We start from the raw sequence: 16,205 nt of genomic DNA on the forward strand, positions 1-16,205 counted from the left end.
TTGGGAGGGGGCGTTCGTCCTACGGGCGCAGTTCCACGGAGATGTGCGAGGACAACGCGCGGAGGAAGTCGGGCGCGTCGAAGACCTCGCCGGCGGAGGCGACGCCGACCGCCTTGGTGCGGCCCGTGAGGATGCGGTCGACCGCCTCCACCACGAGGGGCGCGGTGACGGCGTAGATGTCCTGGCCCGTTGCCACGGCGCGCCGTTCGGTGTCGCCGGAGCGTACGACGACGTCGACGAGGAAGGTCTGTGCGGACCGGCCGTGCGGGTCGACCGGGGTCGGGGTCGGGGTGTCCGGGGCCGTCACCTCCCTGGCCGCCTCGACCGTCATGTAGGTGCGCACTTCGGGGATGGGCAGGTGGCTGGGGACGGTGATGACGTCGGCCATCGTGAACTCCGCGATGACGTCTCGCGGGCCCATCGGGTCGGGGAAGGGCCACTCGACGGTCGGCGGGGTGTCATAGCGGTACTCCAGTTGCCCGTTCGTGAACACCAGGCGGCCGCCGCCGCGCCGCTCCCGGGAGACCGCGCCCGCCGTGCGCGTCCCGGGGGTGGGGTGCCAACTGTTCAGCGCGTACGCGATGTGCGCCTCGTCGGCCGCCGTCCAGTCGCCCATCGCCGCGGTGACCAGCAGGTCCCCGAGCCCGCCGTAGAAGGCCATCGCGGGAACGATCAACGCTCCTGCGGCGCGAGCGCGGTCGGTGAAGTGGGTGAACGTATCGGTGTTGGCCTCGAGTTCGGCGGCCACGTCAAGGTACGGGATCCCGGCGCGCAGGGCCGCCTCGATCACGGGGGCGGCTGTGGTGGCGAACGGCCCGGCGCAGTTGATCACGGCCGCCGCACCGGCCAGGGCGCGGTCGAGCGAGGCCGGGTCGTCGACCGACGCCGGGCGGGCGTCGAGTCCGGTCTCGGACGCCAGTGCGCGCAGCTTGCCGGCGTCGCGGCCGGAGAGGATCGGGACGAACCCGCGATCCCGCAACTGCGCCACCACGAAGCGCCCGGTGTGCCCGTACGCGCCGAACACCGCCACCGTGAGTCCCGATTCCATGGGTTCTCCCCCGTACTCGAACGATCCGTTGTGATCCGTCACGAACATCCTGGCGAGGATCGGCGCCCCAGACGAGTGTCCGGAACGCCATCACCCATACAATTCCGGACATGGGAACTGTCGCGCTGGCCGTCACCGACGGGATGCTGCACTTCGAACTGGCCCTGGCCTGCGAGGTCTTCGGTCCCGCCCCGGCCGCCGTGACCGGCTCCTGGTACGACCTCGCCCTCTGCGGATCGGCTGCCGTGCGGGTCGGCCGGTTCCGACTGGAGCCGGACCACGGACTCGACCGGCTCGCGCGCGCCGACACCGTGATCGTCCCGGGCTGGGCCGACACCGAGCAGGACCCGCCCGCCGACCTGGTCGACGCGGTGCGCGCGGCTCACGAGGCCGGCGCGCGGGTGGCCTCCCTCTGCACGGGCGCGTTCGTGCTGGCCGCCGCCGGCCTGCTGGACGGGCGGCGCGCGACCACGCACTGGGCGCACACCGAGGCCCTGGCCGCCCGCTATCCCCGGGTGACGGTCGACCCGGACGTCCTCTACGTGGACAACGGCAGCGTGCTCACCTCCGCCGGCAAGGCCGCCGCTATGGACCTCTGCCTGCACCTCGTCCGCCTCGACCACGGCTCCTCGATCGCCAACACCCTCGCCCGCCGCCTGGTCGTGCCGCCGCACCGGGACGGCGGCCAGGCCCAGTTCGTCACCACCCCGGTCCCCGCCCCGGACAACCACCCGCTCGCCGAACTCTTCCCCTGGGTGCTCGAACGGCTGGACGAGCCGCTGACCGTGGCGGACCTGGCCCGCCGGGCCCGGATGAGCTCGCGCAACCTGGGCCGCCACTTCAGGTCGGTGACCGGTACCACCCCGCTGCAGTGGCTGCTCACTCAACGGATCCGCCACGCCCAGGAGTTGCTGGAGACCACCGACGACAGCATCGACAGCGTCGCGGCGGCGACCGGCATGGGCACCGCCACCACGCTGCGCCGGCACTTCAACCGCACGGTCGGCGTGCCGCCGGACACCTACCGCCGCACCTTCCGCGCGCGCACCCGCCCCGGCCCGGAGTGATCGGCATAATGAACGCGTCGGCTGGCAGGTTCCGTACGGCATGCCGAACGCCGGCACAGGGAAAGGGAAAGCGCGTGAGCAGCTCCGAGGGGTCGGTCCGGGAGGTGCTGGGCGCCAACCTGAAGCGGGTGCGGATCCAGCGCGGGTTGTCGCTCTCCGAGCTGTCCCGCCGGTCGAAGATCGGCAAGGCGACCCTGTCGCAGCTGGAGTCGGGCGCCGGCAACCCCACCATCGAGACGGTCTTCAGCCTCTCGCGGGTGCTGGAGGTGCCGATCTCCGACCTGGTGGAGGGCCGGCCGACCGGCGGGCTGACCGTGGTCCGCGCCGCCGACGTCGAAGTGCTCAGCGGTGAGGGCGTCGACCTGCGGCCGCTGCGGCGGATCGAGTCGGGCGACTCCGTCTTCGAGATCTACGACCAGCAGGTGCGGGGCGGCTGCCGGCAGGACTCGCTCGGCCACGTCGGCAGCGAGCACACCGTGGTCCAGGCCGGCCGGCTCGGGGTGCGGGTGGACGGCGACGAGGTGGAGCTGGGCCCCGGCGACTACGTGGGGTTCGACGCCACGATGCCGCACAGCTACACGGCGCTGGACGGCCCCGTCCGCTCGGTGCTGCTGCTGCACCACCGAGCGGAGGAGCGGTTGCACCTGACCGACCCCGAGTTCGGTGCCGCCCGGGGTTCGAGGTAGCCGGCAGCCGGCGAGGGCTATTCCGGCCGGACCTGCGCAGCCTGCATGCCCTTCTGGCCCTGCTCGGCGACGAAGGAAACCTTCTGCCCCTCCTTGAGGCTCTTGAATCCGTCGCTCTCGATCGCCCTGAAGTGCACGAAGAGGTCGTCACCGCCGCCATCCGGGGTGACGAAGCCGAAGCCCTTCTCGTCGTTGAACCACTTCACTGTCCCGGTCTGCCTGTCGGCCATGCCTACTCCCTGCGTCGCACGAGCTGTGACGGCCAGGGCGGCCGCCACAGAGCTGATCATGCCCCAGCCACCGCAGTGCGCACCTGGTTTCCTACAGATAGTCACCACGGTTCCCGGACCGACCTGGGATCATGTGCGCATGGATACGGGGGGATCTCGTCATGGACGCCGCATGTCGCCCGCCTCGCGGCGTCGTTGGGTCAGTGCCGTGCTCATCGCGGCGGCGGTGCTGGCGGCGCTCGCCGCGCTGACCGTGCTGGTGGTGGTGCTGCCAGGGTTGGTGGTCGACCACGATCTCGGGGGTGCCCGGATCGGGGCCGCCGACCGGGTCGGGGCGGTGAACAACGTGCGTACCACGCTCCTACAGGCGGTGGGTGGCGCCGTCGTCCTCTTCGGGGCGTACGCCACCTGGCGGCAGTTGAGGGTCAGTCAGGAGGGCTTGAACGCCACCCGGGAGGGACACATCACCGATCGCTTCAGCCGGGCGGTCGATCAACTCGGCAGCGAGAAGCTGGACGTGCGGATCGGTGGTCTCTATGCGCTGTGGCGGATCGCGGACCATTCGGCGCACGACCGCGAGGCGGTCATCTCGATCATGGCGGCGTACCTTCGGACGCATCTGCCATGGCCGCCGCAGGGGCCGCAGATCCCGTCGGCGGAGACCCCGTTGGCGGAGATCCCGTTGGCGGAGACCTCCGTCAACTCCGTGCCTCCGCTGGAGACCCGCGCCGCGGATGCCCAGGTGGCGCTCACCGGTCTCGGCGTCCTGTGCCAGCAAGGTCGTCGTCCCGACTGGCTCAACGTCAGCTATACCGACCTTCGGCGGGCCGACTGCGACGGACTGTGGCTGAACGAAATCAACTTCGACGGCGCCTGCCTGGAGGCCGCGAGCATCTACCAGGTCAACCTGACCAAGGCATCGCTGATCGCGGCCAACCTGCGGCACGTGGAGCTCGGGACGTCGATACTCCACCAGTGCCGCTGCATCGAAGCCGACCTGCGCGGAGCTCGCCTGGTCAAGGCCGACCTCGGCGACGCGGACTTCTCCGACGCGGACCTGCGGGAGGCGAATCTGCGCAAGGCACGGGCCCACGGCACCAGGTTCACCGGTGCGGATCTGCGGCTGGCCGACCTCCGGGGAACCGACCTCACCGGTGCTGATCTGGAACGCGCGAAATTGGCGGGCGCGCTGGCAAGCAACCGCACGATCTGGCCGACGGGCTTCGACTTCCAGGAAGCCGGCGTCGTCATCGCCGAGGACCCCGGCGCCGAGCAGAGCATTCTGCTGCCGGCCGCCGCGCTGGTGAGAGACGTGCCGACCCTGCGCTCGGTCTAGGGCCTGTACGGCGGATCTTTCCGGGCCCGCGACGCCGGGCATCCCGGCTGGACGCACGCCCGAATCGCCCAAGTACGTCCAGTACGAGGACGACTCGGGCACACGCCCAGCCGGGCGCCCAACGCCGCGGGCTCATCTGAAAAGATCCGCCGTACAGGCCCTAGGCCCGTCAGGCGAGGCCGGTCACGAACTTCGTCAGCAGGGCCGCGAGCGCCTCCGGTCGTTCCTCCTGGGGGCAGTGTCCGACACCGGGGATCAGCTGGATCTCGTGGCGCCACAGGGTGGGCAGCGACGGCGCGAGGGAGCGCAGGTAAGGCAGGCTGATCAGCTGGTCCTCGTCGCCGTGCAGGATGGCCAGCGGCTGCCGGAGCGTGCGGGCGATGGCGAGTTCGTCGGCTATCGCGCCCGAGGCGAGGGCGGCCGCGAGGTCGCTGCGGGCGGCCGGATCGGTGGCCAGGATGTCGGCGACAGCCGACGCCGGGGAGAGCGGCGAGTCGGGGGAGAGCTGGGCGGCCGCGTAGGCGTGCGCCTCCTGCGGGCCGACCTCCGCGCTGAAGCCCACCGCGAGTGCGGGGTGCGGCAGGAAAGCGCTGCTCATCGCCTCGGGGCCGGTCAGCGGCGGGGTGCCGAAGATCGCGAACCCGGCGGCGTCCGGCAGTTCGGGTGCCGCTTCGAGCGCGATGTGCCCGCCCAGACTCCAGCCCACGATCAGCGCGTCCCGGGCCCCGGTGTCCCGGGCGAAGGCAGCCAGCGCATGGGTGTAGCCCGAGATCGAGTAACCGTCGGTGGAACGCGGGGACTTGCCGTGCCCGGGCAGGTCCGGGGCGAGACAGCGGTAGCGCTGCCCGAACGGGCTGTCCAGCAGCCGCTGCCAGGTACGGGAGGAGCTGGAGTTGCCGTGCACGAGGATGACGGGGCGGCCCTGGCCGGTGCTCTCGCGGTAGGCGAGCTGATGAGTCGTCACAGAGCTAACAACTAGGCCCGTGTTGCGACAGTTCCGGACTTGAGGGCGGAGACGAAGGCTGACCAGGCGTCAGGGGCGAAGGCCAGTGCGGGGCCGTGGGGGTCCTTGGAGTCGCGGACCGGGAGGACGCCGGTGAGGCCGTCGGCCACCTCGACGCAGTTGTTGCCCTCGGTGCCGCCGCTGTAGCTGGACTTGCGCCAGGACGGTGCGCGGTCATTGCTCACGTGCGTATTCCTCTGCAGCCGCCTTGACCAGTGCCAGAGAGGCCTCGCGTGGCAGCGCGGACGCTCTCACGAGATCGTAGAGCATCCCGCACTTGGCCACCATGGCCGGATCATCGATCAGTTGGCTCGCGAATGGGCCTTCCACATAGGCCAAGGGCGGCGCGTCGGCGAAGGCCATGATGCGCATGTTGCCTTCCTGGAGTGCGTGGCCACCGGCCGAGAACGGAACCACCTGCAGGATGATGAGCCCGTTCTCGGCCAGCTCCGCGACGTGGCGGAGCTGGCCGGCCATGGTCGCCGGGCCGCCCAGCGGCCGCCGGATCGCCGACTCGTCGATGATCACCCAGAGCAGGGGCGTTGTTGGTCCGGCCAGCAGTTTCGGCCTGGCCAAGCGAGCAGCCACCAGTTGATCGAGCTCCTCCTTGGGGATCAGCGGTTGGCAGGCGAGGTAGATGGCCCGCGTGTAGGCCTCGGTCTGCAGCAGGCCGGGGAACAGCTGGCCCCCGTACTCGCAGATGCTGATCGCCTGCTGCTCAAGCTCGGCGACGATCGCGAAGTTGTCGGAGAACGGCGAGCTGTCGATCAGCTCCTGGCACATCCGGGTGAAGCGCCCTTTGGTGTCGAGCGCCACATCAATGCGCTCGGCGACATCAAGCTGCGGCTTGCGGGTGGCCGACTCGAACTGGCCGACATACGACCCCGATACGAAGATCAGCGCCCCCAACTGCTGCTGGGAGAGCCCCTTCTCCTCCCGAGCGAGCTTGAGTTCGGTGCCGAAGTACTTCCACCCGATCTTCTGATTGAACCGTTCTGCGCCCATGTGTTCGAACTCCCCATTCCCACAACGCTCTTGCTGCCATTGCCCCCCTGGCATGCCGCCCCCGCCGACCCCCAGGCTGGAGAGCGTCACATACCGGCCACCGTGCCCCATGGGAGGCTCCCGCATGCCCGAATCCGTTGCCAAACCACCCGCCTGGGTTGTCGAGGCCGACCGCTGGTTCCCCAGGAGCAACTTGAGCCCCCGCCGTGCCCGGGCGTTTCTGCGCGAGGTCCTCACCCGCGCCAAGGGCGGTGAGCGCTACGCGGACAGCGGCGAACTGGTCCTCAGCGAACTGGTCACCAACGCCGTGGTCCACGGCGCGGACCGGGGCACGCTGATCCGGGTGATCGTCAGCCTCGCCGAGAACCGGCCGCTGCGGATCGAGGTGCACGACATCGGCACAGCCCGGCGCCCGGTGCCACGCCAGGCCGTCGGTACTGGCGAGGAGTCAGGACGCGGCCTGCTCCTCGTCAAGTCGCTGGCGACTCGGTGGGGTTGCTGCCCGCGCGTGCAGGGCTTCGGCAAGTTCGTCTGGTGCGAGATTCCGCCCGCCGATGACCAGGCGTGAACAGCGGTGGGCCCCCTCGAAAACCCAAGGTCTTCGAGGGGGCCCACCGCCACTACGGGAAAAGCCAGGTACTACTTCGTCAGGTCGGGACCCGCGGCCGCGACCGCCGCCGGGGTGTCGGCGACCGCCGACTTCTCCTCGCCGCGGAAGGTGAACTTGGCTTCCTTGCCCTCACCCTCCACGCCGACGACCACGATGTGGCCGGCCCGCAGCTCGCCGAAGAGGATCTTCTCGGAGAGGTGGTCCTCGATCTCGCGCTGGATCGTGCGACGCAGCGGGCGCGCGCCCAGCAGCGGGTCGTAACCGCGCTTGGCCAGCAGCTTCTTGGCCTCGATGCTGAGCTCCAGGCCCATGTCGCGGTCCTTGAGGCGGCCGTCCACCTTCTCGATCATCAGGTCGACGATCTGGATGATGTCTTCCTCGGTCAGCTGGTGGAAGACCACGATGTCATCGACACGGTTGAGGAACTCGGGGCGGAAGTGCTGCTTGAGCTCCTCGCCGACCTTGGCCTTCATCCGCTCGTAGCCGGTGGCGGTGTCGCCGCTGGCCGCGAAGCCCAGGCCGAAGCCCTTGGAGATGTCCCGGGTGCCGAGGTTGGTGGTCATGATGATGACGGTGTTCTTGAAGTCCACCACCCGGCCCTGGGAGTCGGTCAGGCGACCGTCCTCCAGGATCTGCAGCAGCGAGTTGAAGATGTCCGGGTGGGCCTTCTCGACCTCGTCGAAGAGGACCACCGAGAACGGCTTGCGGCGCACCTTCTCGGTGAGCTGGCCGCCCTCCTCGTACCCGACGTAGCCGGGCGGGGAGCCGAACAGCCGCGAGACGGTGTGCTTCTCGCTGAACTCCGACATGTCGAGGGCGATCAGCGCGTCCTCGTCGCCGAAGAGGAACTCGGCCAGCGTCTTGGAGAGCTCGGTCTTACCGACACCCGAGGGGCCGGCGAAGATGAACGAGCCGCCGGGACGCTTCGGGTCCTTGAGGCCCGCACGGGTGCGCCGGATGGCCTGGGAGAGCGCCTTGATGGCGTCCTTCTGGCCGATGACGCGCTTGTGCAGCTCGTCCTCCATGCGCAGCAGGCGGGAGGACTCCTCCTCGGTCAGCTTGAAGACCGGGATGCCGGTGGCGGTGGCGAGGACCTCGGCGATCAGCTCCTCGTCGACCTCGGCGACGACGTCCATGTCGCCGGCCTTCCACTCCTTCTCGCGCTTGGACTTCGCGTTCAGGAGCTGCTTCTCGTCGTCACGCAGCGAGGCGGCCTTCTCGAAGTCCTGCGCGTCGATCGCGCTCTCCTTCTCGCGGCGGACCTCGGCGATCTTCTCGTCGAACTCGCGCAGGTCCGGCGGCGCGGTCATCCGGCGGATGCGCATCCGGGAACCGGCCTCGTCGATCAGGTCGATCGCCTTGTCCGGCAGGAAGCGGTCCGAGATGTACCGGTCGGCCAGGGTGGCGGCGGCGACCAGGGCGGCGTCGGTGATCGAGACCCGGTGGTGGGCCTCGTACCGGTCGCGCAGACCCTTGAGGATCTCGATGGTGTGCGGGAGCGAGGGCTCGGCGACCTGGATCGGCTGGAAGCGGCGCTCCAGCGCTGCGTCCTTCTCCAGGTGCTTGCGGTACTCGTCCAGCGTGGTGGCGCCGATCGTCTGCAGCTCACCGCGGGCCAGCATCGGCTTCAGGATCGAGGCCGCGTCGATCGCACCCTCGGCGGCGCCCGCGCCGACCAGGGTGTGCAGCTCGTCGATGAAGAGGATGATGTCGCCGCGGGTGCGGATCTCCTTGAGCACCTTCTTCAGGCGCTCCTCGAAGTCACCGCGGTAGCGCGAACCGGCCACCAGGGCGCCGAGGTCCAGCGTGTAGAGCTGCTTGTCCTTCAGCGTCTCGGGGACCTCGCCCTTGACGATCGCCTGGGCCAGACCCTCGACGACGGCGGTCTTGCCGACGCCGGGCTCGCCGATCAGCACCGGGTTGTTCTTGGTGCGGCGGGACAGCACCTGCATGACCCGCTCGATCTCCTTCTCGCGCCCGATCACCGGGTCGAGTTTGGCCTCGCGGGCGGCCTGGGTGAGGTTGCGGCCGAACTGGTCCAGGACCAGCGAGGTCGACGGGGTGCCCTCGGCGGGCCCGCCGGCCGTGGCCGACTCCTTGCCGCCGCCCTGGTAACCGGAGAGCAGCTGGATGACCTGCTGGCGCACCCGGTTGAGGTCGGCGCCGAGTTTGACGAGGACCTGGGCGGCGACGCCCTCGCCCTCGCGGATCAGCCCGAGCAGGATGTGCTCGGTACCGATGTAGTTGTGGCCGAGCTGAAGGGCCTCGCGGAGCGACAGCTCCAGCACCTTCTTGGCCCGGGGGGTGAACGGGATGTGACCGGACGGGGCCTGCTGGCCCTGGCCGATGATCTCTTCGACCTGCTGGCGGACCGCCTCAAGAGAGATCCCGAGGCTCTCCAGGGCCTTAGCGGCGACACCCTCACCCTCGTGGATCAGACCCAGGAGGATGTGCTCGGTGCCGATGTAGTTGTGGTTGAGCATCCGGGCTTCTTCCTGAGCCAGGACGACAACCCGCCGCGCGCGGTCGGTGAACCTCTCGAACATCGTTAATCGCTCCTCAGAGCGGTCGGGCAGTTCGGGGACTGTCCCCGCCCTGTCCTTCCGCATGCTAGTCCCGCTCAGCGGCGCGGCCTACGGTGTTCCCTCGCGACTGCGAGGAAATCATGCTGCGCGACGAGCCGACACCCTTCCCAACCTGATGCTGGGGAACGGTGTTCCCGCCAGTCGGCCCGATGCACGTGTTGCCGCTACGCCAACGGCGAACACGCTCCGCGCCCCGATTGGGAACAGTGCGCACGCGCCTCGTTTGTCGGCTTCGCGGCTTGCCTCCGGGGTGGGCTCCGGAAGCCGGTGCTGCCTCTGTCGCCCTCCCCACCTGCATTCATACCGGAAATTCCGGTCGTCTCGTGCAGTTTCCCGGGTGGTGTTGTTCGCCCGGGGAGAAGTGCGGCCCGGCGGGCCCCGGATGACAGGGACTCAACCGGCGGCCCGGCGGCCCGTGGTAGTGGGAACGCCGGCCGGAGGCGGTGGTGCTGCGGCCCGGGTAGGGCCGAACGGGGCGGGCGCCGTGACCGCTTCGTCGTTCCAGCGTTGCACAGTCCGTGAGTGTGCTGGCGGCTGGCGCGGGCCACGGCGCGCGGAGGGTGGACCTCCGCGCCCCGTCGTGGGCGGCGCGATGCGCTGCGGGCGCCGGGTGGCGACCAGGAGCGCGTCAGGAGACGTTGGCGGCCTCGTACGCCTCACGGACGTTGCTCGGGACCCGGCCCCGGTCGTTCACCGGGAAGCCGTTGTCCTTGGCCCACGTGCGGATCTTGGCGGTGTCCGCACTGCTGGCCGCCGGGCGGGCGGCGCTGCGGCCACCGGCACGACGCGCGCCGGTGAGCCGACCGCTCTGCTTGCGGCCCTTTTCGACGAACGGAGCGAGCAGCTCGCGCAGCTTCTCCGCGTTGCCGGACTTCAGGTCGATCTCGTAGGCAACGCCGTCGAGGGCGAACGTCACCGTCTCGTCCGCCGAACCGCCGTCGAGATCGTCTTCAAGAATGACCTGCACCCTCTGTGCCACGGGACTCCCTTTCCTCTTAACGACCCAATGCCTTAGGGAAAGGAAACCGCCTTTTCTCAGAAAACACAAACCCCGGTCTCTTCGCCCGGGCGTGCCAAGCGCTCTGCGGCAAGTCGCGGGTCAACTGCCCGGCAACTGTGCGGGCTACTGTCAGCCAACTGCCCGGCAACTGTCCGACACCGTCCCAGCAGCGGTTCAGAGGTGCAGCAGCATGCGGGAGTTGCCCAGGGTGTTGGGCTTCACACGCTCCAGATCGAGGAACTCCGCCACTCCTTCGTCGTAGGAACGAAGGAGTTCCTCATACACTTCCGTAGCGATGACGGCCGGGTCTGTCGTACCATCATCGGTTTCCCCGATCTCGACGAAGCCGTGTTTCGCGAAGAAGGCCACCTCGAACGTCAAGCAGAAAATCCGACGGACGCCGAGCCAGCGGGCGGTCTCCAGCAGCCGCCCCAGCAGGATGTGCCCGATGCCGTGGCCTCGGCAGATCGGGTCGACGGCCAGGGTGCGGACCTCGGCGAGGTCCTCCCACATCACGTGCAGCGCGCCGCAGGCGACCACCGTGCCGTCCTCGTCCCGCTCGGCCACCCAGAACTCCTGGACGGATTCGAACAGCGCGACGGTGGGCTTGTCCAGCAGAATGCCGTCGCGCGAGTAGCTGTCGATGAGCCGGCGCACGGCCCGCACATCAGTGGTCCGCGCCCGGCGGATGGTGACCTCCATGGGCGGGACGTTATCGCGTCGGCGGGGGAGGGGTCTCCTCCGTTCCGTATCGCAGATCGGGTCCGGCTACTCGAAGCGCGTCGCGCAGTGCGGCCCGTTGCTCGCCGGACATCATGCCGAAGAAGTGCACCAGCGCGGCGGCGGGATTGTCACTGGTGCTCCACGCCTCGTTCATCAGCGATGCCGTGTACGCCTCACGCGTGGCCACCGGCGCATATCGATAGGCGCGCCCCTCGCGCTCCCGACGCAGCCAGCCCTTTCGGTAGAGCTTGTCCAGCACGGTCATCACCGTGGTGTACGCGATTTCCCGTTCCGCGCGCAGATCGACCAGCACCTCGCGAACCGTCACCAGGCGGTTCCACTGCCACACCCGGGTCATGACGGCGTTCTCAAGCTCGCCGAGTTGCCGCACCATACGACCACTTTAAAGAGTTTTGTCCGGTTATTCGTGAAGGCCGCTCCCCCCGCGTGGGGAAACGGCCTCCACCAGTGGCCTGCCCGCCTACTCGGCCGGCTGCCGGGCGGCGGCGGCCCGCTGCATCGCGTCGACGGCCGCGTCCTCCTTGCCCTTCTGGGCGCCGCCCTGGCTGCGGATGATGGCCCGCACCAGGAACCCGAAGCCGATCGCCATCACCAGCGGCGGCACGATCGCACTGACGTACTCCATCAGGTCACTCTCCCTCGGTCTGCTCAGTAGTCTCGCTGGGCCCGGCGTTCCCGGTGCCGCTCTGCTTGGCCTCCGGCCGCACCAGCGGGAAGAGCACCGTCTCGCGGATGTTCTTGCCGGTGAGCAGCATGATCAGGCGGTCGACGCCCAGGCCCAGGCCGCCGGTGGGCGGCATGGCGTACTCCAGGGCGCGCAGGAAGTCCTCGTCCAGCTGCATCGCCTCGACGTCGCCGCCGGCCGCCAGCAGCGACTGGGCGGTCAGCCGGGCGCGCTGCTCGACCGGGTCGATCAGCTCGGAGTAGGCGGTGCCCAGCTCGGTGCCGAGGATCACCAGGTCCCACTTCTCGGCCACGCCCGGGATCGACCGGTGCTGGCGGGTCAGCGGGGAGACCTCGGTCGGGTAGTCCTTGATGAAGGTCGGCCGGATCGCGTTCTCCTCCAGCAACCGCTCGACCATCTCCAGGACGATCTGGCCGTGGCCCCACTCCTTCTCGTAGGGCACGCCGGCCGCGTCGGCGAGCTTGCGCAGCTCCTCGACCGAGGTCCGCGGGGTCACCTCGGTGCCCAGCCGGGCGGAGATCCCCGGGTAGACGCTGACCTCCTCCCACGGCTCGGCCAGGTCGATCTCGTGCTCGACGCCGTGCGGGTCGGTGCCGCGCACCACGGTGGTGCCCAGCGCGTCCTGGGCCGCGTTGATCACGATCGCCCGGATCAGCTCGGCCTGGGTGTCGTAGTCGCCGTACGCCTCGTAGGACTCCAGCGCGGTGAACTCCGGGTTGTGGGTCGCGTCGGCGCCCTCGTTGCGGAAGTTCCGGTTGATCTCGAAGACCTTCTCGGCGCCGCCGACCACCAGCCGCTTGAGGTACAGCTCGGTGGCGATCCGCAGGTAGAGGTCGACGTCGTAGGCGTTGCTGTGGGTGATGAACGGGCGGGCGTTGGCACCGCCGTGGATCGGCTGCAGCATCGGGGTCTCGACCTCGAGGTAGCCCCGGTCCTCGTAGGTGCGGCGGATCGAGCGGACCACCTTGGTGCGCAGCCGCAGGATCTCGCGCGCCTCCGGATTGACGATCAGGTCCACGTACCGCTGGCGGACCCGGGCCTCCGGGTCGGTCAGGCCCTTGTGCTTGTCCGGCAGCGGGCGCAGGCACTTGGCGGTCAGCGCCCAGCTCTCCACCATGATGCTCAGCTCACCGCGCTTGGAGGTGATCACCTCGCCCTCGACGCCCACCTGGTCGCCCAGGTCGATGTCGCCCTTCCAGGCCGCCAGCCGCTCCTCGCCGAGCCGGTCCAGCGAGAGCATCACCTGAAGGTCGCCCGAGCCGTCACGCAGCGTCGCGAAGCAGAGCTTGCCGCCGGTCCGCGCCAGGATCACCCGCCCGGTCACCCCGACCCGCTCACCGGTCGCGGTGTCGGTCGGCAGCTCCGGGTACTTGGCGCGCAGCTCCGCGATGGTGGTGGTCCGGGGAAACCCCACGGGGTACGGGTCGACACCCGCGGCCCGGAGCCGGTCGAGCTTCTCGCGCCTCACGCGCATCTGCTCGGGGAGGTCGTCGGTCGCGGGAAGGCTGCTCTGATCGCTCACCTCATCAGGGTAGCGAGCCGAACACCTCGCCCCGCCACCGCATGACGCCGGTGGCGGGGCGAGGGTGCCGCGGGTGTCAGTTGTGCGTGGCGGCCTTGCGGCGGCGGTTCGCGTAGACGAGCGCACCGGCGCCGAGGACGACCACACCGGCGCCGACGGCGGCGATGGTGCCGCTGTTGGAGCCGCCGCCGGTGAAGGCGAGGTCCTGGCCGGCGGCCTTGGTGGCGGTGGCCGGGCCGGCGGTGGCGGCGGCCTGGGTGGTCGCGGTGGCGGGGGCGGTGCTGGGGGTGGTGGTGGGCTGGGCGCCCAGCGCGACCTGGAGGGTGTTGTTGGCAGCGTTGGGGTCGAACGCCAGCTTGGCGCTGGGGTCCTCGCTGCTCACCAGGGAGATCTGGGCGTTGGGGACGGCGGTCGGGTCGTCGACCTGCAGACCGAAGTCGTAGCTGATCTTGTTACCGACCACGATCATGTAGGAGGTCTCGCAACGGTAGGTGGACGGGGCGTCCTTGGGGCTCGGCTGCAGGCAGCCCGACGGGACCTTGGTCGCCGTCACGCCCTGCGGCAGGACGACACGGATGTCGGCCGCGTCCTCCCCGCTCCGGCCGTAGATGATCGAGGCGGGGCCGTCGTTGCGCAGCCCGACCGAGAGCGTGCCCTGCTTGCCGCCGGCCTGCGGCGCCCAGTTGCCGAGCGCCACGAAGTCCGCCGTGTTGTCGACTGCCACCTCGAGGTGGGCCTGGTTGTCGTACGTGTGCCGGGGTGCGCTGAGGAGCGCGGCGTCGACGGTCTTGGCGGCCATCAGCGGTGCGCTGGTGCCGGCCCGGAAGCTCTCGTTGGCCCGCCACTGCGGGGCCTGGGAGAACGGCGCGTCCTCGCTGGTGAAGACCTCGATGTCGCTGAAGGTCGCGTAGGCGGTCGGGGAGACGCCGAACTGGATCGGGTCGATCTTGTAGACCTCGCCGGGGGCCACCGTCGCGTCGACGTAGCAGATGACGTCGGTCGCGGCCGGCCTGTTCTGGTTGGCGGGGGCGCCGGGGCCGCTGTAGACGATCTCCTTGCGGTCCGCGTACTCGCAGTTGGCGGCGCGCTGCTTCAGCTCCAGGCCGTCCGTCGCTGTCATCTCGACCACCAGCTTGGTGGTGGGCAGCTGTCCGAGGTTGGCGACCTCGATGACCGGGGACAGCGTGCCGCCCGGCTTGGCGTGGGTGACCTGGCCCAGGTCCTTGACCTTCAGGTCCGGCCCGCCGGCCGAGACCTTGACGTCGTGGCTGACGCTCGTCATGCCCGGGGCGCTCTCGGTGACGTGCAGCACCCCGCTCGTGCCGGGCTTGACGCCGGTGGCGGCGGTGAGCCAGAAGTGCTCGGTTATGTTGATGCTGGGGTAGCTCAGGTCGCCTGCGGCACAGGTGACGACCGTGGCCTTCGTGGAGCAGGGAGTGCCCGGGTTGTCCTGGACGTGGAAGGCGGCGACGTTCGCCAACCCGCTCGTGTCGAAAGCGACCTGGGCGTTGTGGACCGTGTCGGTGCCGGTCCGGCCCACGTTGACGAGGACCATGCTGTTGGGATCCGAGGCCGGGTCGGCGGGCGCCGTCATCGGAACCTGGACCGAGCCGGGCACGAAGAGCTGGAGCTGGCCGCTGTCGGCGTGCGCCGGCAAAGCCGTCAGGCCGGCGGTGAGGAGCGCGGTGAGCGCCGTGGCGCCGGCGGCGGTGGCTCTGCGGGTGCGGGCTGAAAGCACGGGGTCCCCCTGGTTGCTGAATTGGTCCCAGCGGACCTTATGGGGGCGGCGGCGGTACGAATCGGTCACTTGTGGACAGTCGTGCGTAAGCGTGCGGAGATTTTGAGAAAGATTGACCATTCATCAGTCATAAGGTGATCGAATTATCGATAAAGCACTGCGCGCCACCGCCCCGAGGAGCGATGGCACGCGGTTCGGACGCGGTTTCACCCCGTCCCGGTCGCGAGCTCCTCATCCTCTTCGTCCCGTGCCGGGACGGGAACGGGTACCACCGCCGGTGCCGGTCGGCGGGCGAAGAGCTCGGCGGGGGTGGGGATCCGGCTGGGCCGCTGAGCCGGGGCGGGGGGCTGCTGGGGGCGAGTGCTCATCGGGGTCGGTCCTCCGGCTCGGTCGGTGAGGGGGCTGGGCACGGCCGCCAGATGGCGCGCGGGGGCCGGGCCTGGCTCGGCGGCGGGGCGGGGCGGGCCGGCGGCGAGCGCGAGGCGTTCGCGGACGGCGGCCTCGGCCAGGGCGTGGCAGCGGGCGGCCAGTCGGGAGCGGCGGGTGTGTTCGCCGGGGCCGCAGGGCTGGCGGGTCAGGGCGCGCAGGGCCGAGAGGTCGTCGGGTCCGGGCAGGTAGCCGGTGGTGACCGCGTCCTCCAGGCGTTCCAGGTAGCCGCGGGCGCTGCCGGGCAGCGCGCCGCGGTAGCGGACCAGTTCGGCGAGCAGGAACCGGCGCAGCCGACCGCCCTCCTGGGCGGCCTCGTCGATCGCCTCGGTCAGGCGGAGCGCCTCCTGGACGTCCTCGACCCAGAGGGCGGCGCCGAGCGGCAGCTGCGCGGGAACGGTGGGGTGGAGAGCTTGGGCGAGGGCACGGCGCAGCACGCGCACTTCGTCGGCGCTGAAGGCCATGCCGCCGCGGGATCCGTGGGGCGTGGGCATGAGTTGACACTACGTGAGGAATATCC

17 protein-coding genes are annotated in these 16,205 nt (G+C 70.0%); 4 read left to right on the forward strand and 13 right to left on the reverse strand.

Features of this window, described 5'->3' with window-relative positions:
* Nucleotides 1–19: 19 nt before the first annotated feature.
* Complete coding sequence (locus ABH937_RS07590; protein ID WP_370217650.1) at nt 20–1,048, reverse strand: trans-acting enoyl reductase family protein; 1,029 nt, start codon at nt 1,046–1,048, stop codon at nt 20–22.
* Nucleotides 1,049–1,158: 110 nt separating this feature from the next.
* On the opposite strand from ABH937_RS07590, the gene ABH937_RS07595 reads away from it, so the two are divergent.
* A complete protein-coding gene (locus ABH937_RS07595; RefSeq protein ID WP_370217652.1) occupies nt 1,159–2,115 on the forward strand; it encodes a helix-turn-helix domain-containing protein in 957 nt (318 codons plus the stop codon).
* A gap of 74 nt (nt 2,116–2,189) precedes the next feature.
* The gene (locus ABH937_RS07600; RefSeq protein WP_280688178.1) at nt 2,190–2,801 is read left to right on the forward strand and encodes an XRE family transcriptional regulator; all 612 of its coding nucleotides are present in this window, start codon (nt 2,190–2,192) and stop codon (nt 2,799–2,801) included.
* 17 nt (nt 2,802–2,818) lie between these two features.
* Here ABH937_RS07600 and ABH937_RS07605 read toward each other — a convergent pair whose 3' ends face one another.
* Nucleotides 2,819–3,031, reverse strand: a complete 213-nt coding sequence (locus ABH937_RS07605) for a cold-shock protein (protein ID WP_280688176.1) — start codon at nt 3,029–3,031, stop codon at nt 2,819–2,821.
* A 172-nt stretch (nt 3,032–3,203) separates the two neighbouring features.
* Between ABH937_RS07605 and ABH937_RS07610 the strand changes: the two genes are divergently transcribed.
* Nucleotides 3,204–4,367, forward strand: a complete 1,164-nt coding sequence (locus ABH937_RS07610) for a pentapeptide repeat-containing protein (protein ID WP_370217654.1) — start codon at nt 3,204–3,206, stop codon at nt 4,365–4,367.
* 169 nt (nt 4,368–4,536) lie between these two features.
* On the opposite strand, the gene ABH937_RS07615 is transcribed toward ABH937_RS07610, so the two are convergent.
* Genes ABH937_RS07615 through ABH937_RS07625 form a run of 3 tightly spaced genes read right to left on the reverse strand, consistent with a single transcriptional unit; the run spans nt 4,537 to nt 6,375 of the window.
* Entirely contained in the window at nt 4,537–5,331 is a 795-nt protein-coding gene (locus tag ABH937_RS07615) for an alpha/beta hydrolase (RefSeq protein ID WP_280688172.1), read from the reverse strand.
* 11 nt (nt 5,332–5,342) lie between these two features.
* Nucleotides 5,343–5,555 (reverse strand): DUF397 domain-containing protein, encoded by a 213-nt coding sequence (locus tag ABH937_RS07620; RefSeq protein WP_370217655.1) that lies wholly within the window; start codon nt 5,553–5,555, stop codon nt 5,343–5,345.
* Nucleotides 5,545–6,375, reverse strand: a complete 831-nt coding sequence (locus ABH937_RS07625) for a Scr1 family TA system antitoxin-like transcriptional regulator (protein ID WP_370217656.1) — start codon at nt 6,373–6,375, stop codon at nt 5,545–5,547. Before ABH937_RS07625 ends, ABH937_RS07620 begins: the two co-directional genes overlap by 11 nt.
* Before the next feature lie 124 nt (nt 6,376–6,499).
* Here ABH937_RS07625 and ABH937_RS07630 point away from each other — a divergent pair, with 124 nt between their 5' ends.
* On the forward strand, nt 6,500–6,943 hold the full coding sequence (locus tag ABH937_RS07630) for an ATP-binding protein (protein WP_280688165.1): 444 nt from the start codon (nt 6,500–6,502) through the stop codon (nt 6,941–6,943).
* 71 nt (nt 6,944–7,014) lie between these two features.
* Here the strand turns inward: ABH937_RS07630 and ABH937_RS07635 are convergent, their stop codons facing one another.
* The 8 genes from ABH937_RS07635 to ABH937_RS07670 form a co-directional block, all read right to left on the reverse strand.
* Nucleotides 7,015–9,531, reverse strand: a complete 2,517-nt coding sequence (locus ABH937_RS07635) for an ATP-dependent Clp protease ATP-binding subunit (protein WP_280688163.1) — start codon at nt 9,529–9,531, stop codon at nt 7,015–7,017.
* Nucleotides 9,532–10,198: 667 nt separating this feature from the next.
* On the reverse strand, nt 10,199–10,549 hold the full coding sequence (locus ABH937_RS07640; RefSeq protein ID WP_280688161.1) for an Lsr2 family protein: 351 nt from the start codon (nt 10,547–10,549) through the stop codon (nt 10,199–10,201).
* Between the two features lie 195 nt (nt 10,550–10,744).
* Nucleotides 10,745–11,272: an amino-acid N-acetyltransferase gene (locus tag ABH937_RS07645; protein ID WP_280688160.1), complete on the reverse strand. Its 528-nt coding sequence runs from the start codon at nt 11,270–11,272 to the stop codon at nt 10,745–10,747.
* Nucleotides 11,273–11,282: 10 nt separating this feature from the next.
* Nucleotides 11,283–11,687: a BlaI/MecI/CopY family transcriptional regulator gene (locus ABH937_RS07650; RefSeq protein ID WP_280688158.1), complete on the reverse strand. Its 405-nt coding sequence runs from the start codon at nt 11,685–11,687 to the stop codon at nt 11,283–11,285.
* Between the two features lie 87 nt (nt 11,688–11,774).
* Nucleotides 11,775–11,939, reverse strand: a complete 165-nt coding sequence (locus tag ABH937_RS07655; protein WP_280688156.1) for a hypothetical protein — start codon at nt 11,937–11,939, stop codon at nt 11,775–11,777.
* A 4-nt stretch (nt 11,940–11,943) separates the two neighbouring features.
* Nucleotides 11,944–13,521, reverse strand: coding sequence for a bifunctional lysylphosphatidylglycerol synthetase/lysine--tRNA ligase LysX (gene lysX / locus ABH937_RS07660; protein WP_370217657.1), 1,578 nt, complete (start codon nt 13,519–13,521; stop codon nt 11,944–11,946).
* 76 nt (nt 13,522–13,597) lie between these two features.
* Nucleotides 13,598–15,259: a hypothetical protein gene (locus ABH937_RS07665; protein WP_370217658.1), complete on the reverse strand. Its 1,662-nt coding sequence runs from the start codon at nt 15,257–15,259 to the stop codon at nt 13,598–13,600.
* A gap of 206 nt (nt 15,260–15,465) precedes the next feature.
* A complete protein-coding gene (locus ABH937_RS07670; protein ID WP_370217659.1) occupies nt 15,466–16,179 on the reverse strand; it encodes a hypothetical protein in 714 nt (237 codons plus the stop codon).
* Between the last annotated feature and the right edge of the window lie 26 nt (nt 16,180–16,205).

Source organism: Kitasatospora sp. GAS1066B, assembly GCF_041262605.1.
In the GTDB taxonomy this organism is placed as follows: Bacteria; Actinomycetota; Actinomycetes; order Streptomycetales; family Streptomycetaceae; genus Kitasatospora.

What these genes read in the sequence shown, in the direction of transcription:
- ABH937_RS07605 (WP_280688176.1), bottom strand. Translation starts at nt 3,031, where the DNA reads ATGGCCGACAGGCAGACCGGGACAGTGAAGTGGTTCAACGACGAGAAG.
- ABH937_RS07635 (WP_280688163.1), bottom strand. Translation starts at nt 9,531, where the DNA reads ATGTTCGAGAGGTTCACCGACCGCGCGCGGCGGGTTGTCGTCCTGGCT.
- ABH937_RS07610 (WP_370217654.1), top strand. Translation starts at nt 3,204, where the DNA reads ATGTCGCCCGCCTCGCGGCGTCGTTGGGTCAGTGCCGTGCTCATCGCG.
- ABH937_RS07625 (WP_370217656.1), bottom strand. Translation starts at nt 6,375, where the DNA reads ATGGGCGCAGAACGGTTCAATCAGAAGATCGGGTGGAAGTACTTCGGC.
- ABH937_RS07655 (WP_280688156.1), bottom strand. Translation starts at nt 11,939, where the DNA reads ATGGAGTACGTCAGTGCGATCGTGCCGCCGCTGGTGATGGCGATCGGC.
- ABH937_RS07645 (WP_280688160.1), bottom strand. Translation starts at nt 11,272, where the DNA reads ATGGAGGTCACCATCCGCCGGGCGCGGACCACTGATGTGCGGGCCGTG.
- ABH937_RS07650 (WP_280688158.1), bottom strand. Translation starts at nt 11,687, where the DNA reads ATGGTGCGGCAACTCGGCGAGCTTGAGAACGCCGTCATGACCCGGGTG.
- ABH937_RS07670 (WP_370217659.1), bottom strand. Translation starts at nt 16,179, where the DNA reads ATGCCCACGCCCCACGGATCCCGCGGCGGCATGGCCTTCAGCGCCGAC.
- ABH937_RS07595 (WP_370217652.1), top strand. Translation starts at nt 1,159, where the DNA reads ATGGGAACTGTCGCGCTGGCCGTCACCGACGGGATGCTGCACTTCGAA.
- ABH937_RS07590 (WP_370217650.1), bottom strand. Translation starts at nt 1,048, where the DNA reads ATGGAATCGGGACTCACGGTGGCGGTGTTCGGCGCGTACGGGCACACC.
- ABH937_RS07630 (WP_280688165.1), top strand. Translation starts at nt 6,500, where the DNA reads ATGCCCGAATCCGTTGCCAAACCACCCGCCTGGGTTGTCGAGGCCGAC.